This window comes from Streptomyces sp. NPDC001515 (assembly GCF_053597115.1).
On sequence record NZ_JBSFHN010000012.1, the window covers coordinates 69,375 to 86,190 of the forward strand.

Consider the following 16,816-nt stretch of genomic DNA (forward strand, 5'->3'; position numbering starts at 1 on the left):
ATGCGTCCGATATCGCGTACGGCTCTGGGGGCGGCCACCGCCGCGGTCCTCGCCGTCACGGTGATCGCACCGTCCGTGGCGGCGCCACCGGGCGACACGACCGGGAAGAGACCGCTGACCGGCAGCGCCGCCGACTCCGAGGCCATCGAACCGGTGACCGTCACCCTGGTCACCGGTGACCGGATCCGGGTGAGCACCGACCGCGCGGGGAACGCCTCGGCCACCGCGCAGCCCCGCGAGGACGGCACCGTCCCCCTCGTGCAGACCCGCCGCTCGGGCCCGGACCTCTACGTCTACCCGGAGGGGGCGGCGAAGGCCCTCGCCGAAGGCACCGCGGACGAGGAGCTGTTCAACGTCACCGGGCTGATCCGCCAGGGCTACGACGACGCCCACGCGACGTCCCTGCCCGTCATCGCCACGTACACCGCGAGCACCGCCCGCAGCGCGCCCGCCACCCCGCGCGGCGCCGTACGCGGACTGGCCCTCCCGTCCATCGACGGCGTCGCGCTCAAGGCGGACAAGAAGCAGGCAGCCGGCTTCTGGGCGGACCTCACCGGCCCCGCCCGGTCCCGCTCGGCCGCCGGGCTGAAGAAGCTCTGGCTGGACCGCAAGGTCGAGGCCAGCCTGGACCGTTCGACGAAGCAGATCGGCGCCGACCTCGCCTGGGCCGCCGGTTACGACGGCAAGGGCACCACGGTCGCCGTCCTGGACACCGGCGCCGACGCCGGGCACCCCGATCTCGCGGGCCGGATCACCGAGTCGAAGAACTTCACCGACTCCGACACCACCGACGACCGCCAGGGCCACGGCACCCACACCCTCTCCACCGTCGGTGGCTCCGGCGCGGCGAGCGGCGGGAAGAAGAAGGGCGTCGCCCCCGGAGCGGACCTCCTCGTCGGCAAGGTACTCAACGACAGCGGCTCCGGTGACTCCTCCTGGATCATCGCGGGCATGCAGTGGGCCGTCGACCGGAAGGCCGACGTCGTCTCCATGAGCCTGGGCAGCCAGGCCCCCACCGACTGCACCGACCCGATGAGCCTGGCCGCCGAGGAACTCGGCAAGAGCAAGGACACCCTGTTCGTCGTCGCGGCCGGCAACCTCGGCCCCGCGCTCAACACCGTGTCCTCGCCCGGGTGCGCGCCCGGCGTGCTCACCGTCGGCGCCGTCGACCGCGACGACTCCACCGCACCGTTCTCCAGCAGGGGCCCCGCCATCGGCGCGCACACCCTCAAGCCGGAGATCGCCGCCCCCGGCGTCGCGATCTCCGCCGCCTCGGCCGGCGGCCGGGGCGTCTACGCCTACCGGTCGATGTCCGGTACGTCGATGGCCGCCCCGCACGTCGCCGGCGCCGCCGCCATCGTCAAGCAGCGCCACCCGGACTGGACCGCCCAGCAGGTGAAGGCGGCCCTCGTCTCCTCCGCGAAGAGCGACGTCCCCGGCGACGTACGCGAGACCGGCGGCGGACGGCTCGACGTGAAGGCGGCGATCGACACCACCGTCGTCGGCGCCCCCGCCGTCCAGGGCGGCACCTTCAGCTGGCCCCAGGACGCGACGGACCGCACCACCGTGCGGATCCCGTACACGAACACCGGCGACAGGCCGGTGAAGCTGTCCCTCGCCGTCCGGGACGTCACCGGCAACGACGGCTCCGCCGTCCGGTCCGCCGTCGCCGCCCTCGGCGCGAAGACCGTGACCGTGCCCGCAGGTGCGACGGCCGAGGTCCCGCTGAGGCTCGATCCGACCGCGCACCTCAAGGCCGCGCAGTACGGCGACGTCACCGGCCGGGTCGTCGCCACCGGCCCCGGCGGGGCCGCGGTCTCCACCCCGTTCTCGCTGTACGTCGGGGCCGAGACCGTCACCCTGCGCGTCAAGCTGATCGACAACCGGGGGAAGCCCGCCGAGGGATCCTCGTCCCTGGACGTCATCGGCACCGACACGGCCACCGGTGAGCGCCGTTTCAACGACGGCTCCGCCGACCAGGTCTACCGACTGCGCCCCGGCGCCTACTTCGTCTCCGGTTTCGTCGTCTCGCCGAACCCCGAGGACGCCACCGGCCGGCTCACCGGCTCGGTCGGCTACCTGGCCCGGCCGCAGCTGAACGTCACCAAGGACACCACCCTGGTCCTGGACAGCCGCGCGGCCCACCGGATCCGGGTGCGGACCGAGGACCGGACCAGCGAGACCCGCAGCGGCACCCTCGCCTTCGGCCGGAGCTGGGACGGCACCTGGCTGCACGCCGGGTCCCTCACGGCCGGCGGCCTCGTGAAGGACTACCGCGTCGACATCCGGGGCAGGGCCCAGGACGGCTCCTTCGAGTTCGACAGCTTCTGGCGCGCCTACGCGCCGAAGATCGAGAAGCTGTCGGTGGTCTCCGGCGCCACGCTCCACCCGGTCGCCGCCTCGCAGGGCTCCGTCAACCTCGACGGCTCCGGCCGGGCCGCGCTCGTCGACGCCGGCACGGGCACCCCCGGGGAACTGTCCGCCGCCGGGGCCTCCGGCAAGGTCGCCCTGGTCTCCGTCCCGGACGACGGCACGGTCACCGCCCAGGCGAAGAACGCCAAGGCGGCCGGAGCGGTTGCCCTGCTGGTCCACCGACCCTCCGCGGGTCCCTGGCAGCCGTCCGTCGGATACGCCCAGGCGCCCCTGCCGACGCTCGGCATCCCCGCCGACGAGGCGAAGGGCCTGACCGGCGCGCTGGCCGACGGGCCGGTGGCCCTGGACTGGAAGGCCACCGCCGTCAGCCCGTTCGTCTACAACCTGGCCTTCCCCGAGAAGGGCCCGGTCACCTCGGACCGCACCTACCGGGTCAAGGACCGCGCGCTCGGCCGGGTCGACTCCACGTACGAATCGATGGGCGTCGCCACCGACTTCAGCGACACCCTGGTCGTCGCCCGCCCGTTCGGGGCGAACTTCTCCGTGGGCCAGTTCGACACCGTCCCGGCGCCGGGGAAGCGCACCGAGTACTACACGGCCGGCGACAGCACCTGGCAGCAGGCCCTCTCCTCCAGCTTCCCCTGGGGCGAGTACATGAGGGACCCGTTCCGCACGTACCGGGCGGGCTCGCAGCGCGCCGCCGAGTGGTACCGGGGCGTCCTCGTGCCGTCCGCGCCCCGCGACGACACCGGAGCCGAACAGCTCGCCGCCGAACGCCAGGACAACCTCATCGGCGTCGCCCCCGGTTTCTGGAGCGACACCGAACACGCCGGGCTCCAGGGCTCCTTCGGCGACCTGGGCAACCTGCGGCTCACCCGCGACGGCGAGGAGATCGGCCGGACGGGCTGGCCCTCCGGGGTCTTCGAGGTCCCGGCCGGGGACGCCGCGTACGCACTCACCCTCATGACCCTCAAGTCGGGCCAGCCGGCCGCCGTCTGGAAGCGTTCGACACGGACCGAGACCACCTGGAGGTTCCGCTCCCACCGTGACGAGAACGTCTACTCGCAGGGAATCCCGCTGCTCTTCCCCGGCTACGAGCTCCCCTCGGACGGCATGAAGACGCTCCCCGCCGAGGACGGCCAGACGATCGGACTGAGCGTCACCGGCCACGCGGGTTACACGCCCGGCGCGGTGACGTCCGCCAAGGCCGCGTACTCCTACGACGGAGGCGAGACCTGGACCGAGGCCGTCACCGCGCGGCGTGACGGCCGGTGGACCGCGACCGTGGACCATGCGGGCGCTGCCGGCAAGCCGGTCACCCTGCGCACCGAACTGACGGACTCCCACGGGAACTCCGTCGTCCAGACCGTGACCGACGCCTACGCCGTGCGCTGACGCCGGATCACCGACCGGTCCGCCGGGCGTCCTTCCCGTGGGGGGTGGGGGCGCCCGGCGGACCCCTGTGCGGGGGCGGGCTCCGAGCACTTTTTCCGGATGTCCCGTTTTCGTACGGCCCTCGCGGTGGACAATAAGGGCATGAGTCAGCAGGGGGAGACGCCCGCCGCCCATGAGGACGACTGGTGGCGCAGGCTGTACGACGAATCCGCCCCGGACACCGGGGCGAGCCAGGCGCCCGACACGCTCGACGACCGCTTCGACTCGGCGTCCGTGGCGCTGCGGCGGGGGGCCGGCGGGGAGGACGGGGCCGCCGCTCCCGTGCCGGAGCCCAGGGAACCGGTGTCCGCCGTCACCCGAACGGCGGATGCAGCCCCGCCCCGGCCGCCGGCGTTCACCGCGCGCGCCCCGTGGGAGCCGCCCGCCGCCCCACCCGGACCCCGGACCTTCACCGCGCCCCGGCCGGCCGCCCCGGAACCGCCGCCCGAGCCCGCACCGCCCGCGCGGGACGAGACTCCGGAACCGCCGGAGCCGACACAACCGCCCGAGCCCGCACCGCCCGCCGGGGACCAGGCCCCGGAGCCGACGCGGCCGGCCGAGCCGACGGAGCCGCCCAAGCCGACGGAGCCGCCCGAGCCGCCGCGGCCGTTGTCCTCCTGGGAGCCGCCGGCGTGGGAACCGCCTTCCTGGGAGCCGTCTCGGGCCTCCCGGTTCACCCCGGCATCGCAGCCGCCGCCACCGCCCCGGCAGCCGCAGCCCGCACCACCGGCCCAGTCCTCACCACCGCCCCAGCCGTCGCCCGATCCTCGCGTCGCCCCGGCCGAGGCCCCTCACGCCCCGACCGAGGCGCCCACCGTCGTGGCCTCCGGGCCCGCCGCCGCCCCGGCCGATGCGCCCCCCGCCGAACCCGTCCCCGACGCCGTCGTCCCGCCGCTGCCCCGCCGCCCGGTCGCCGAACGGACGAGCGCCGAGAGCGTGCCCCCGGACGGGCCGGAGTCCGACCGGGAGCCCGAGCCCGCACCCGTTCCCGCGCCGCGTGCCGAGGTGGGTCATGTGGGGGCCCGGCCGCCGACGTACGACGCGGAACCCACCGCGCTGCCCGCGAGCGATCCGCGCGCCCTGCACGGGGTGGTTCCCGACACGGTCCTCGACGGCGCCCGGTACGGCACGTACACCCTGAGGGCCGCCTCCGTGCGCGGTGACTCCGCGCGGTACCGGGGCGAACCCCGGCGCGACGCGCTGCTGACCGTGCGCTTCGGCGCCGGGGAGGACGCCCTGGTCCTGGTGGCCGTCGCGGGCGGAAGCCGGACCGGGGAGCACGCCCATCTGGCCGCCGCCGACGCCTGCCGCTGGATCGGGGAGGCCGTGGGGCGGAGCCACGCCCGGCTCTCCGACGACATAAGGGCGGGCCGGCGCGGCGACCTGAAGTCCGGGCTGCACCGGCTCGCCGACCGCACCTACGGCAGGCTCCGCGCCCGCGCCGCCGAACTCGGCCTGGAACCCGCAGAGTACTCCGCCGGCCTGCGCTGCCTGCTGCTCTCCGCCGACCCCGGCTGCCGTACCCGGGTGTTCTTCGGTGTCGGCGGCGGCGGGCTGTTCCGGCTCCGCGACGGCGGCTGGCAGGACCTCGAACCCCTGGTGCCGCAGAGCGCGGTTCCGGCGGCCGAGGCCGTGGCCGGTTTCGGCTCCGCCGCGTCCGAGACCACCCCCGAGGGCGAGCGGCTGACCATGGACCTCGGGATCACCACCGCCCCCGCCCCGTACGTCGAGACCCCGGTCCCGCCGCCGGCCGAGCCCTTCCGCTTCCGTGCCTCCGTCGCCCGGCCGGGCGACACGCTGCTGCTGTGCAGCCAGGGCCTCGCCGAACCGCTGCGCGGCGAGCCCGCCCTCGCCCGGGCCCTGGCCGCACGCTGGTCACCGGAGGGTCCGCCGGGCCTCGGCGCCTTCCTCGACGACGCCCGGCTGAGGGTGGCGGGGTACGCCGACGACCGGACGGCGGTCGGCGTCTGGGAGGCGTAACCGCGCGGGCCATGGGTTGATGGACTCCGGAGAACCGTCGAGGGAGTGCGCACCCATGGCCAAGCAGAACGTGTCGGAGCAGTTCGTCGACATCCTGTCCCGGGCAGGCGTCAAACGCATGTACGGGGTCGTCGGCGACAGCCTCAACCCGGTCGTCGACGCGATCCGGCGCCACGCGGACATCGAGTGGATCCAGGTCAGGCACGAGGAGACCGCCGCGTTCGCGGCCGGTGCCGAGGCCCAGATCACCGGTGAGCTGGCGGCGTGCGCGGGCTCCTGCGGCCCCGGCAACCTGCACCTCATCAACGGCCTCTACGACGCCCACCGCTCCATGGCCCCGGTCCTCGCGCTCGCCTCGCACATCCCCTCCGGCGAGATCGGCCTCGGCTTCTTCCAGGAGACCCATCCGGAGCTGCTCTTCCAGGAGTGCAGCCACTACAACGAGATGATCTCCCACCCCCAGCAGATGCCCCGGCTGCTCCAGACCGCCATCCAGCACGCGATCGGCCGGGGCGGTGTCTCCGTCGTCACCATGCCCGGCGACATCGCCTCCCGGCCCGCCCCGGAGAAGTCCGTCGAGCACGCCCTGGTCACCTCGCGGCCCACCGTGCGCCCCGGTGACGCGGAGATCGAGAAGCTGTGCCGGATGGTCGACGAGGCCAAACGGGTGACGCTGTTCTGCGGCAGCGGGACGGCCGGGGCGCACGCCGAGGTCATGGAGTTCGCCGAGCGGGTCAAGGCCCCGGTGGGCCACGCGCTGCGCGGCAAGGAGTGGATCCAGTACGACAACCCGTACGACGTCGGCATGAGCGGACTGCTCGGCTACGGGGCCGCGTACGAGGCGACCAACGAGTGCGATCTGCTGATCCTGCTCGGCACGGACTTCCCGTACAACGCCTTCCTGCCGACCGATGTGAAGATCGTCCAGGTCGATGTGCGCCCCGAGCACCTGGGCCGGCGCTCCAAGCTCGACCTCGCGGTCTGGGGCGACGTCCGTGAGACGCTGCGCTGTCTCACGCCCCGGGTGAAGGCCAAGAGCGACCGCCGCTTCCTCGACCGGATGCTCAAGAAGCACGCCGACGCGCTGGAGGGCGTGATCCGCGCCTACACCCGCAAGGTCGACAAGCACGTCCCGATCCACCCCGAGTACGTGGCGTCGGTGCTCGACGACCTCGCGGACGAGGACGCGGTGTTCACCGTGGACACCGGCATGTGCAACGTCTGGGCGGCGCGCTATCTGACACCGAACGGCAAACGCCGGGTGATCGGCTCGTTCAGCCACGGCTCCATGGCCAACGCGCTGCCGCAGGCCATCGGCGCCCAGTTCACCGACCGCAACCGGCAGGTCGTCTCCATGTCCGGCGACGGCGGGTTCACGATGCTGATGGGGGACTTCCTGACCCTCGTCCAGTACGACCTGCCGGTGAAGGTCGTCCTGTTCAACAACTCCTCGCTGGGCATGGTCGAACTGGAGATGCTGGTCGCGGGACTCCCGTCGTTCGGTACGACCAACAAGAACCCGGACTTCGCCGCCGTCGCCCGCGCCGCCGGGGCGTACGGCGTCCGCGTCGAGAAGCCCAAGCAACTGGAGAGCGCGCTGAAGGACGCCTTCAAGCACGACGGCCCCGCCCTCGTGGACGTCGTCACCGACCCCAACGCGCTCTCCATCCCGCCGAAGATCAGCGCGGACATGGTGACCGGCTTCGCGCTCTCCGCCGGGAAGATCGTGCTGGACGGCGGCGTCGGCCGGATGGTCCAGATGGCCCGCTCCAACCTCCGCAACGTGCCCCGCCCCTGATCCGGGCCGGTCGCCTCAGGCCGGTGTCAGCCGCACCGTCAGGATCTGGAACGGCCGCAGCTCCAGCTCCAGCCCCTCGGGTCCCGTCGGGGCCGGGCCCAGCGGCCGCTCCAGCAGATCGGTGATCCGCGCCTCCACCACGGGGAACGCCGTCCGCAGCCGCGCCCGCGCCCGGCCGCCCGCCGACTCGTACAGCCGCACGATCACCTCGCCGCTCCGGTCGTCGGCCAGTTTCACCGACTCCACCGTGACCGCCGGATGCCCGGTGTCGACGAGCGAGGGGACGAGCGGCGCGACGGCGGCCCGCAGCGGCAGATTGAGGGCGAGCCCCTCCCGGACCGCGTCCGTGATCTCCGCCCCGGGCGCCAGCGCGTACCGGAAGCGGTGCGTGCCGAGGTCGGTCGCCGGGTCAGGGCTGTGCGGGGCGCGCAGCAGCGTCAGCCGTACGGTCGTGCCCAGCCCGTCCGGATGCGGGGTGCGGACCACCTCGTGGCCGTACGTCGAATCGTTCAGCACGGCCACCCCGTACCCCGGCTCGGCGACCCGCAGCCAGCGGTGGGCGCAGATCTCGAAACGGGCCGCGTCCCAGCCGGTGTTGTCGTGGGTCGCCCGGTGCACATGGCCGAACTGGATCTCGGCCGTGGACCGTTCGGCGTGCACATCGAGCGGGAAGGCCGCCTTGAGGACCTTCTCCGACTCCTGCCAGTCCACCTCGGTCTCGATGTCGACCTGCCGGGCCCCCGCCGCCAGCCGGATCTCCTGCACGACCGCCGAGGTGCCGAAGGCGCGGACCACGCGCACCGAGGCGCGCAGCGGGCCCTCCTCCAGCCGCTCCACCCGCTCGGCCGCCGTCAGATCGGTGTGCGAGCGCCGGTAGTGGCGGTCCAGATCCCAGGCGTCCCAGTGGTTCGGGTGGTCCGGATGCAGTTGCAGCAGATTGGCCCGGTGGCCCGGGGCCAGCACCTCGCGGTCCGCCACGAGGTCGCGGACGGAGGAGATCAGCCCGTCCGCGTCGACCACCACCCGCAGCAGCCCGTTGTCCAGCACGCTCCCGCCGTCCCGCGACGCCTCCGCCGTGACCGGCGTCCGGGGAAGGACCGCGCCGTCCAGCGGCCCCGCCCCCAGCCCCGGCGCCTCGGCCAGGACCACCGTGCGGCCCCCGCCCAGCCGCTGCGCCCGCGCCCCGGACGGCAGCAGCGCGCTCGCCTCGGCGTCCAGTTCGAGGACCTGGGAGCGGGCGTACGGGGAGGCGTTGAGGACGGCCGGGACCCGGGCCGGCCCCAGCGCCGCCACCGCGTCCGCGATCAGCCCGGCCAGCTCCTCGCGCAGCCGCTCGTACGTCTCCCGCGCCTCGCGGTGCACCCAGGCGATCGAGGACCCCGGCAGGATGTCGTGGAACTGGTGCAGCAGCACCGTCTTCCAGATCCGGTCCAGCTCCTCGTACGGATAGGCGTACCCGGGTGAACGCAGGGCCGCCGCCGTCGCCCACGACTCGGCCTCGCGCAGGAGGTGTTCGCTGCGCCGGTTGCCCTGCTTGGTCGCGGCCTGGGTGGTGTACGTGGCGCGGTGCAGCTCCAGATACAGCTCGCCGGACCAGACCGGGGCCTCGGCCCCGTACTCCTCCTCGGCCGCCGCGAAGAACGCGGAGGGCTTCTCGACCGTGACGCGCGGGGAGCCCTCCAGATCGGCGAGCCGGCGGGCCTTCTCCAGCATCTCCCGGGTGGGACCGCCGCCGCCGTCGCCCCAGCCGAACGGGACCAGGGAGCGGCCGGCTCGGCCCTTCTCCCGGAAGTTCCGCTCGGCGTGAGCCAGTTCGCCGCCGTGGAACTGCGCGTTGTAGGTGTCCACGGGCGGGAAGTGCGTGAAGACCCGGGTGCCGTCGATGCCCTCCCACCAGAAGGTGTGGTGGGGCATCCGGTTCGTCTGGTTCCACGACAGCTTCTGCGTCAGGAACCAGCGGACGCCGGCCAGCCGGGCCAGCTGCGGGAACGCGGCGGTGTAGCCGAAGGAGTCCGGCAGCCAGATCTCCCGGGTCTCCACCCCCAACTCCTGCTCGAAGAACCGCTTTCCGTGCACGATCTGCCGGGCCAGCGCCTCGCCGCCCGGCAGATTGGCGTCGGACTCCACCCACATCGAGCCCACGGGCTCCCACTGCCCCTCGGCCACCGCCCGCCGGATCCGCTCCCAGAGGTGCGGCTGGTTCTCCTTCACCCAGGCGTACTGCTGGGCCTGTGAACAGGCGAAGACCAGCTCCGGGTAGTCCCGGGCGAGCGCGGTGACGTTGGCGAAGGTGCGCGAGGCCTTGCGGACCGTCTCGCGCAGCGGCCACAGCCACGCCGAATCGATGTGGGCGTGCCCGGCCGCCGAGATCCGGTGCGCGCTCGCGGACGCCGGCCGGGACAGGGCCCCGGCCAGCTCGGCCCGCCCGGCCGCCGCCGTGCCGGAGACGTCGTGCAGGTCCAGGGCGTCGAGCATCCGCTCCAGGGCCCGCAGGATCTCGTGGCGCCGCGAGCGGTCGTCGGGCAGCTCCCGCATCAGCTCGGACAGCACCTCGGTGTCCAGGACCAGATGCCACACCTCCTCGTCCAGTACGGCGAGGTCGGCGGAGGCGAAGCGGTAGAGGGGCGCGTCGCCCGCCGTCAGGACGTCCCCGAGCGGCGTCGGGGCGAAGCCGTGCTCCAGGACGGCGGGGTTGGCGGCAGCCTCCAGGAGCAGCGAGACCTCCTCGCCGCCCTCGGCGGGCGCTCCCACGGTGAGGTGCCGGTTGCGCGGATGGATGCCCTTGAGCGGGACGCCCTCCGCGTCGTACAGCAGGCCCTCGGCCTGGAAGCCGGGCGCCTGGCCGGAGAAGCCCGGGTCGACGACCACCTCGACCCGGCGGCCGGCCCAGGCGTCGGGGACCGTCCCGGTCAGCCGGAACCAGCTGGTGGACCAGGGCGCGCCCCACTCCGTGCCCGTCGTGAACGGGGCGTACGGGGCGGCCAGCGCCTCAGCCACCGGCACCGGCTCGCCCGGGACGTGCCACACCGCGAGCGCGAGCGGCGTCCGGTCCGCGTACACGGCGGGTCGGATGAACTGGTTCAGGGCCCGCTCCAGCCGGGCCTCCACCAGTGCGCTGTCGTCGTGCATCGCCGCTCCTCCGGTTCGCCGTCTGGCAGGGTCAAGGGCTTGTCTTCCCGTGCTGCCGCGAGCCATCCCTCGCCGGCCGGTGCCTCCCTCCGTCGGCCCCGCGTTCCGTGCCGTACGCATGAGGAGGCGTCAGATCACGTCCGTGTGCGACCCCTTGGCACTCTCAGAACCATGTGACATATTACTGACGTGTTCACGAAGAAGCCGTGGGACGTGATCGTCGTCGGTGCCGGAGTCGTCGGCGCCGCCTGTGCGCGGTCGGCCGCGCGGTCCGGACTGGCGGTCGCCGTCGTGGACCGGGGGCCGGTCGCGGGCGGCACCACCGGGGCGGGGGAGGGCAACCTCCTGGTCTCCGACAAGCCGCCCGGACCCGAGCTGGACCTCGCGCTGCTGTCCCTCGGCCTCTGGCGCGAACTGGCCCAAGAGCTGCCGGACGCCGTGGAGTTCGAGGCGAAGGGCGGCCTGGTGGTCGCCTCGGGGCCCGAGTCGCTGGCGGCCCTGGCCCGGACCGCCGAGGGGCAGCGGGCGGCCGGGGTGAGCGCCGAGGACGTGTCCCCCGACGGACTCGCCTCCCTCGAACCGCATCTGGCGCCGGATCTGGCCGGAGGCGTCCGCTATCCGCAGGACGCGCAGATCCAACCGGCCCTGGCCGCAGCCCACTTGCTCCGAGCTGCCCGCGACAGCGGCGCCTCCTTCCATCCGGGCCGCGAGGTCACCGCCGTCCTCACCGGTCCGGGCGGCGAGGTCCGGGGCGTGCGCACCGACGCGGGAGACCTGCTCGCCCCTGCGGTGGTCAACGCGACGGGCGTGCACGGCGGGGAACTCGCCGCCCTGGCCGGGGTGGAGCTGCCCGTCCTGCCCCGCCGCGGCTTCGTCCTCGTCACCGAACCCCTGCCGCGCCTGATCCGGCACAAGGTGTACGCGGCGGAGTACGTCGCCGATGTGTCCAGCGCCTCCGCGGAGCTCCAGACCTCGCCCGTGGTGGAGGGCACGGCGGCCGGACCGGTCCTGATCGGGGCCAGCCGCGAGCGGGTCGGCTACGACCGCACCCTGTCCGTCCCCGTCGTCAGCCGGCTGGCCGCGGCGGCGGCCGCGCTGTTCCCCGTGCTGGCGCGGGCCCGGGTGCTGCGGGCCTACCACGGCTTCCGTCCCTACCTCCCCGACCATCTGCCCGCCATCGGCCCGGACGCCCGCGTCCCCGGCCTCTTCCACGCCTGCGGCCACGAGGGCGCGGGCATCGGACTCGCCCCCGCCACGGCCGCCCTCGTCACCGCCGCCCTCCTCGGCGAGCGGCCGCCCGTGGACCCGCGCCCCTTCCGCCCCGACCGCTTCGATCCGGGCCCGGTGTCCGGCTGACGCGGCCGGAGGGCCATGCCCCGGGACCACGAGGAGCCGGCCCGGACCACCGCGACCCCGCACGGCGAGCGGCAGCCCCGGCCGGACCCCTTCGGCCGGGCCCCGCGACCGGCCGGCCCCGACCCGTCCCGTATGTCTCCACCCCGCCCGCCTCCGCCCCACCCGACCGAGCAGGAGCCCTTGGTGAGACGTCACCGAACCCGTGCCTCCGCACCCGCCCCCGCAGCCGCGCCCCCGCCCGGACCGGGGTTCACGCTCACCTTCGACGGCCGGCCGGTCACCGCCCGGCCCGGCCAGAGCATCGCCGCCGCGCTCTGGGCGGCCTCCGTGCTCAGCTGGCGCACCACCAGGAACGGCGGACGGCCCAGGGGCGCCTTCTGCGGGATCGGGTCCTGCTACGAGTGTCTGGCCACGGTGAACGGCAGCCCGAACCGGCGGGCCTGTCTGATCCCGGCCCGGCCCGGCGACGTCGTCACCACCCAGGAGGGGAACGGGCATGCCGGACACCTCGACTGAACCCGCCCCCGCCGCGCTGGCGGTGGTGGGCGCCGGACCCGCCGGGCTCGCGGCGGCCGTCACCGCCGCCGACGGCGGGCTCGACGTGCTGCTGCTGGACAGCGCCGCCGCGCCGGGCGGCCAGTACTACCGAGCCCCGGCCCCCGGCCTCGCCCCCTCGCGTCCCGAGGCCCCGCTCCACGGCCGGACGGCCTTCGCCGCGCTCACCGCCCGCCTCGGCCGGCACCGCGCGGCGGGCCGGATCCGCCACCTCACCGCCCATCACGTCTGGACCGTGGAGCGGACCGGCGAGGACTGGACCCTGCACGCCGTCACCGGACCGGACGGCCAGGACGGATCCGCCACGCTCCGCGCCCGCCGGCTGCTGATCGCGACCGGATCCACCGAACGCCACCTCCCCTTCCCCGGCTGGACGCTGCCCGGCGTCGTCGGAGCGGCGGGCGCGCAGGCCATGCTGAAGTCCGGCCTGGTGCTGCCCGGCCGGCGGATCGTCGTCGCGGGCAGCGGGCCGCTGCTCCAGGCCGTCGCCGTCTCCCTGGCCCGTGCCGGGGCCCGTGTCCCCGCCCTCGTGGAGGCCGCCGGCTACGGGGCGTACGCCCGAGCGCCGCTCACCCTCGCCCGCTGCCCCGGCCGGCTCGTGGAAGGCGCCCGCCACCGGGCCGCCCTCGCCCGGTACGGCGTGCGGCTGCTCAGCCACCGGGCGGTCACCGCCGTCCACGGCACCGAGCGGGTCACCGGGGTCACCGTCTCCCGGCTGGACGCGCGGTGGCGGCCGGTGCCGGGGACCGGCCGCCGGCTGGACTGCGACGCCCTCGCCGTCGGCCACGGCCTGGTGCCCCAACTGGACCTCGCCGTCGCCCTCGGCTGCGCCACCCGGGGCGGCCCCGACGGGACGGCCGCCCTCGTCCTCGACGACCGGGCCCGCACCACCGTGCCGGGCGTCTGGGCCGCCGGTGAGACCGGGGGCGTCGCGGGGGTGCGGCTCGCCCTGGCCGAAGGGGAGCTGGCCGCCCGTTCGGTGGTCGCGGACGCCCGGGGCGGTCCGCCCCGCGACCCGCGCCGCACGGCCGCGCTGCGCCGCTCCCGGGAGCGGATGCGCGCGTTCGCCGGGCTGATGGGGGCCGTGCACCGCCCCGGGCCCGGCTGGCCCGGATGGCTGGAGGACGGCACCGAGATCTGCCGGTGCGAGGAGGTCACCGCCGGGGCCGTCCGTACGGCGGTCGACTCGCTCGGCGCCGGCGACAGCCGCACGGTCAAGCTGCTCACCCGCGCGGGGATGGGCTGGTGCCAGGGCCGCACCTGCGGCTTCGCCGTCCGCGAGCTGGCCGGCCGCCCCGCCGAGACCGGAGCGCCGGACCGCCGGCCGCTCGCCTGCCCCGTCCCGCTCGGCGAACTGGCCCGCGCCGACCGCCGCGAGGAGCCGTGAGGCGCCCGCCCTCGGCACCACGACCCGTCCCGCCCGCCCACCCCTGATGAGGAGCCCCGATGACGCACAGCAGCACCTGGCAGCGCGAGACCCCCTGGCGGGGTGTCATGGTCGCCACCCCGCTCACCCTGCGCGAGGACCGGTCCATCGACTTCGACGCGTACGCCGCGCACGTGCGCGACCTCGTGGCTGCCGGCTGCGACGGTGTGGTGCCCAACGGCTCGCTGGGGGAGTACCAGACCCTCACCGACCGCGAGCGCGACGAGGTGGTGCGGGTCGCCGTCGAGGCGGCGGGCGACGGGGCCCGCGTCATGCCCGGCGTCTCCTCGTACGACAGCACCCAGTCCCGGCGCCGGGCCGTGCGGGCGGCCGAGGCGGGCGCGGGTTCCGTGCTGCTGCTGCCGCCCAACGGCTATCCGTGCGAGGACGGAGCGGTCCGGGCGCACTACGCGGAGGTGGCCGCCGCGGGCCTGCCGGTCGTCGCCTACAACAACCCGTTCGACACGAAGGTGGACCTGACACCGGGGCTGCTCGCCCGGCTCCACGCGGACGGCTCCGTCGTCGCGGTGAAGGAGTTCAGCGGCGATGTCCGCCGGGCCTACGAGATCGCCGAGCGGGCCCCCGGACTGGATCTGCTGGCCGGGGCCGACGACGTCCTGCTGGAGCTCGCCGTGGCCGGCGCCGCCGGCTGGATCGCCGGCTGTCCCAACATGCTGCCGGCCTCGTGCGCCGCGCTGTACCGCGCGGCCGTCGCCGGGGACCTGGTGACCGCCCTGCCGCTCTACCGCACGCTGCACCCACTGCTGCGCTGGGACTCGAAACCGGAGTTCGTCCAGGCCATCAAGGCGTCGATGGACCTCGTCGGACGCCACGGGGGCCCCACCCGGCCACCTCGGCTGCCGCTCGGCGCGGACGCCCTGGCCGCCGTGCGCGCCGCCACCGAGAAGGCCCTCGCCGAGGGCCTGCACTGAACCCGCCCGTACGGACCGCCGAGGGGGACCCTTGCGCACCCGCCACATCTTCCACGCCGTCGACTCGCACACCGAGGGCATGCCGACCCGGGTGATCACCGGCGGCGTCGGGACCCTGCCCGGCGCCACGATGGCCGAGCGCCGCGCGTACTTCATGGAGCACCGGGACGCGGTGCGGACCCTGCTGATGTACGAACCGCGCGGCCACTCCGCCATGAGCGGCGCGGTCCTCCAGCCGCCGACCCGGCCCGACGCCGATGTCGGGGTGCTGTTCATGGAGGTCTCCGGCTGTCTGCCCATGTGCGGGCACGGCACCATCGGGGTGGCCACCGTCCTGGTGGAGACCGGTCTGGTGGAGGTCACCGAACCCGTCACCCGGGTCCGGCTCGACACCCCCGCCGGGCTGGTGACGGCCGACGTCCGGGTCGAGGACGGCGCCGCCCGTCATGTCACGCTCACCAACGTCCCCGCCTTCAGCGCCGGTCTCGGGCTCACCGCGAAGGTCCCCGGCCACGGCACGGTGCCCTACGACCTCGCGTACGGGGGCAACTTCTACGCGATGGTCCGGCTGGAGGACCTGGGGCTGCCGTTCGACCGCTCGCACAAGGACGAGCTGCTGGCGGCGGGGCTCGCCCTCATGGACGCGGTCAACGCGGAGGACCGGCCGGTCCATCCGCTCGATCCCGCCATCCACGGGCTCAAGCACGTGCAGCTGATCGCCCCGGGCTCGGACGCCGTCCGCTCCCGGCACGCCATGGCGATCCACCCCGGCTGGTTCGACCGCTCCCCGTGCGGCACCGGCACCTCCGCCCGGATGGCGCAGTTGCACGCCCGGGGCGAACTGGCGCTGGGTGCCGACTTCGTCAACGAGTCCTTCATCGGTACGGAGTTCACCGGGAGGCTCGTCGCGGAGACCACCGTGGGCACGCTTCCTGCGGTCGTGCCCACCGTGACGGGGCGGGCCTGGATCACCGGCACCGCGCAGTACTTCCTCGACCCGTCCGATCCGTTCCCGGAAGGGTTCCTGCTGTGAGCCGGGGCCGGGGTGGCGGGCAACGTCACATTGTATTCTTGGGCTCCGCACGGCCCCGGAGGAACAGACATGGCCCGCCTGACGTCGCTCAACGCGCTCTCGGCGCGGGAACATCTGCGTGACCAGGTGGCGCACGCGCTGCGGGCGGCGCTCATCTCCGGCGAACTGGAGCCCGGGACGGTCTACTCGGCCCCCGCGCTCGCCGCCGAGTTCGGGGTCTCCGCGACACCCGTGCGCGAGGCGATGCTCGACCTGGCCCGTGAGGGACTGGTCGAGGCCGTCCGCAACAAGGGCTTCCGCATCACCGAGCTGACCGAACAGGACCTGGACGACTTCACCGAACTGCGCGCGCTGATCGAGGTGCCCACCGTGGGCCGGATCGCGCGGATGGGGCTCACCCGGGAGCTGGAGGCGCTGCGGCCCGCCGCCGAGGAGATCGTGGCGGCGGCCCGCCGCCACGACATCCTGGCCTATCTCGACGCCGACCGCCGCTTCCACCTCGCCCTGCTCGCCCTCGCCGGGAACCGCCGCCTGGTCGAGGAGGTCGGTGAACTGCGCAAGCGCTCCCGGCTGTTCGGGCTGAACCGGCTGGCCGAGTCGGGACAGCTGGTCGCCTCCGCGCAGGAGCACGTCCAGCTGCTGGACCTCGTCGTCTCGGGCGACGCCGAGGGCGCCGAGGCATGCATGCTCGCCCATATGTCTCACGTCCGCTCCCTGTGGGCCGACGGCACGCCGGACGCTCCCGCCGCCACGGTCTCCGAAGGCGCGGCGGCCGGCCGGGCCTGACCTCCGGCAGTAGC

The 16,816-nt window shown here is 74.7% G+C and carries 10 protein-coding genes; 9 read left to right on the forward strand and 1 reads right to left on the reverse strand.

Going from position 1 to position 16,816, the window contains the following annotated elements; genetic code table 11:
- The 3 genes from ACWCXC_RS15120 (at position 1) to ACWCXC_RS15130 (ending at position 7,585) form a co-directional block, all read left to right on the forward strand.
- On the forward strand, positions 1 to 3,768 hold the full coding sequence (locus ACWCXC_RS15120; protein WP_450680461.1) for a S8 family peptidase: 3,768 nt from the start codon (positions 1 to 3) through the stop codon (positions 3,766 to 3,768).
- 141 nt (positions 3,769 to 3,909) lie between these two features.
- Positions 3,910 to 5,787: a protein phosphatase 2C domain-containing protein gene (locus ACWCXC_RS15125; protein ID WP_450889023.1), complete on the forward strand. Its 1,878-nt coding sequence runs from the start codon at positions 3,910 to 3,912 to the stop codon at positions 5,785 to 5,787.
- 55 nt (positions 5,788 to 5,842) lie between these two features.
- Positions 5,843 to 7,585, forward strand: coding sequence for a pyruvate dehydrogenase (locus ACWCXC_RS15130; protein ID WP_450680459.1), 1,743 nt, complete (start codon positions 5,843 to 5,845; stop codon positions 7,583 to 7,585).
- Between the two features lie 15 nt (positions 7,586 to 7,600).
- Here ACWCXC_RS15130 and ACWCXC_RS15135 read toward each other — a convergent pair whose 3' ends face one another.
- Positions 7,601 to 10,714: an alpha-mannosidase gene (locus tag ACWCXC_RS15135; protein WP_450889025.1), complete on the reverse strand. Its 3,114-nt coding sequence runs from the start codon at positions 10,712 to 10,714 to the stop codon at positions 7,601 to 7,603.
- A 189-nt stretch (positions 10,715 to 10,903) separates the two neighbouring features.
- Here ACWCXC_RS15135 and ACWCXC_RS15140 point away from each other — a divergent pair, with 189 nt between their 5' ends.
- The 6 genes from ACWCXC_RS15140 (at position 10,904) to ACWCXC_RS15165 (ending at position 16,802) form a co-directional block, all read left to right on the forward strand.
- A complete protein-coding gene (locus ACWCXC_RS15140; RefSeq protein ID WP_450889027.1) occupies positions 10,904 to 12,070 on the forward strand; it encodes an NAD(P)/FAD-dependent oxidoreductase in 1,167 nt (388 codons plus the stop codon).
- A gap of 183 nt (positions 12,071 to 12,253) precedes the next feature.
- On the forward strand, positions 12,254 to 12,586 hold the full coding sequence (locus tag ACWCXC_RS15145) for a (2Fe-2S)-binding protein (protein ID WP_450889029.1): 333 nt from the start codon (positions 12,254 to 12,256) through the stop codon (positions 12,584 to 12,586).
- Positions 12,567 to 14,012, forward strand: a complete 1,446-nt coding sequence (locus ACWCXC_RS15150; protein WP_450889031.1) for an FAD-dependent oxidoreductase — start codon at positions 12,567 to 12,569, stop codon at positions 14,010 to 14,012. Before ACWCXC_RS15145 ends, ACWCXC_RS15150 begins: the two co-directional genes overlap by 20 nt.
- A 59-nt stretch (positions 14,013 to 14,071) precedes the next feature.
- Positions 14,072 to 14,983 (forward strand): dihydrodipicolinate synthase family protein, encoded by a 912-nt coding sequence (locus tag ACWCXC_RS15155; protein ID WP_450889033.1) that lies wholly within the window; start codon positions 14,072 to 14,074, stop codon positions 14,981 to 14,983.
- 31 nt (positions 14,984 to 15,014) lie between these two features.
- Positions 15,015 to 16,016, forward strand: coding sequence for a proline racemase family protein (locus tag ACWCXC_RS15160; protein ID WP_450680453.1), 1,002 nt, complete (start codon positions 15,015 to 15,017; stop codon positions 16,014 to 16,016).
- A gap of 69 nt (positions 16,017 to 16,085) precedes the next feature.
- Positions 16,086 to 16,802, forward strand: coding sequence for a GntR family transcriptional regulator (locus ACWCXC_RS15165; RefSeq protein WP_450680452.1), 717 nt, complete (start codon positions 16,086 to 16,088; stop codon positions 16,800 to 16,802).
- Positions 16,803 to 16,816: the final 14 nt, after the last annotated feature.

Excerpts from the sequence above, each read along its gene's own strand:
- ACWCXC_RS15120 (WP_450680461.1), top strand. The coding sequence starts at position 1 with ATGCGTCCGATATCGCGTACGGCTCTGGGGGCGGCCACCGCCGCGGTC.
- ACWCXC_RS15125 (WP_450889023.1), top strand. The coding sequence starts at position 3,910 with ATGAGTCAGCAGGGGGAGACGCCCGCCGCCCATGAGGACGACTGGTGG.
- ACWCXC_RS15130 (WP_450680459.1), top strand. The coding sequence starts at position 5,843 with ATGGCCAAGCAGAACGTGTCGGAGCAGTTCGTCGACATCCTGTCCCGG.
- ACWCXC_RS15135 (WP_450889025.1), bottom strand. The coding sequence starts at position 10,714 with ATGCACGACGACAGCGCACTGGTGGAGGCCCGGCTGGAGCGGGCCCTG.
- ACWCXC_RS15150 (WP_450889031.1), top strand. The coding sequence starts at position 12,567 with ATGCCGGACACCTCGACTGAACCCGCCCCCGCCGCGCTGGCGGTGGTG.
- ACWCXC_RS15155 (WP_450889033.1), top strand. The coding sequence starts at position 14,072 with ATGACGCACAGCAGCACCTGGCAGCGCGAGACCCCCTGGCGGGGTGTC.
- ACWCXC_RS15165 (WP_450680452.1), top strand. The coding sequence starts at position 16,086 with ATGGCCCGCCTGACGTCGCTCAACGCGCTCTCGGCGCGGGAACATCTG.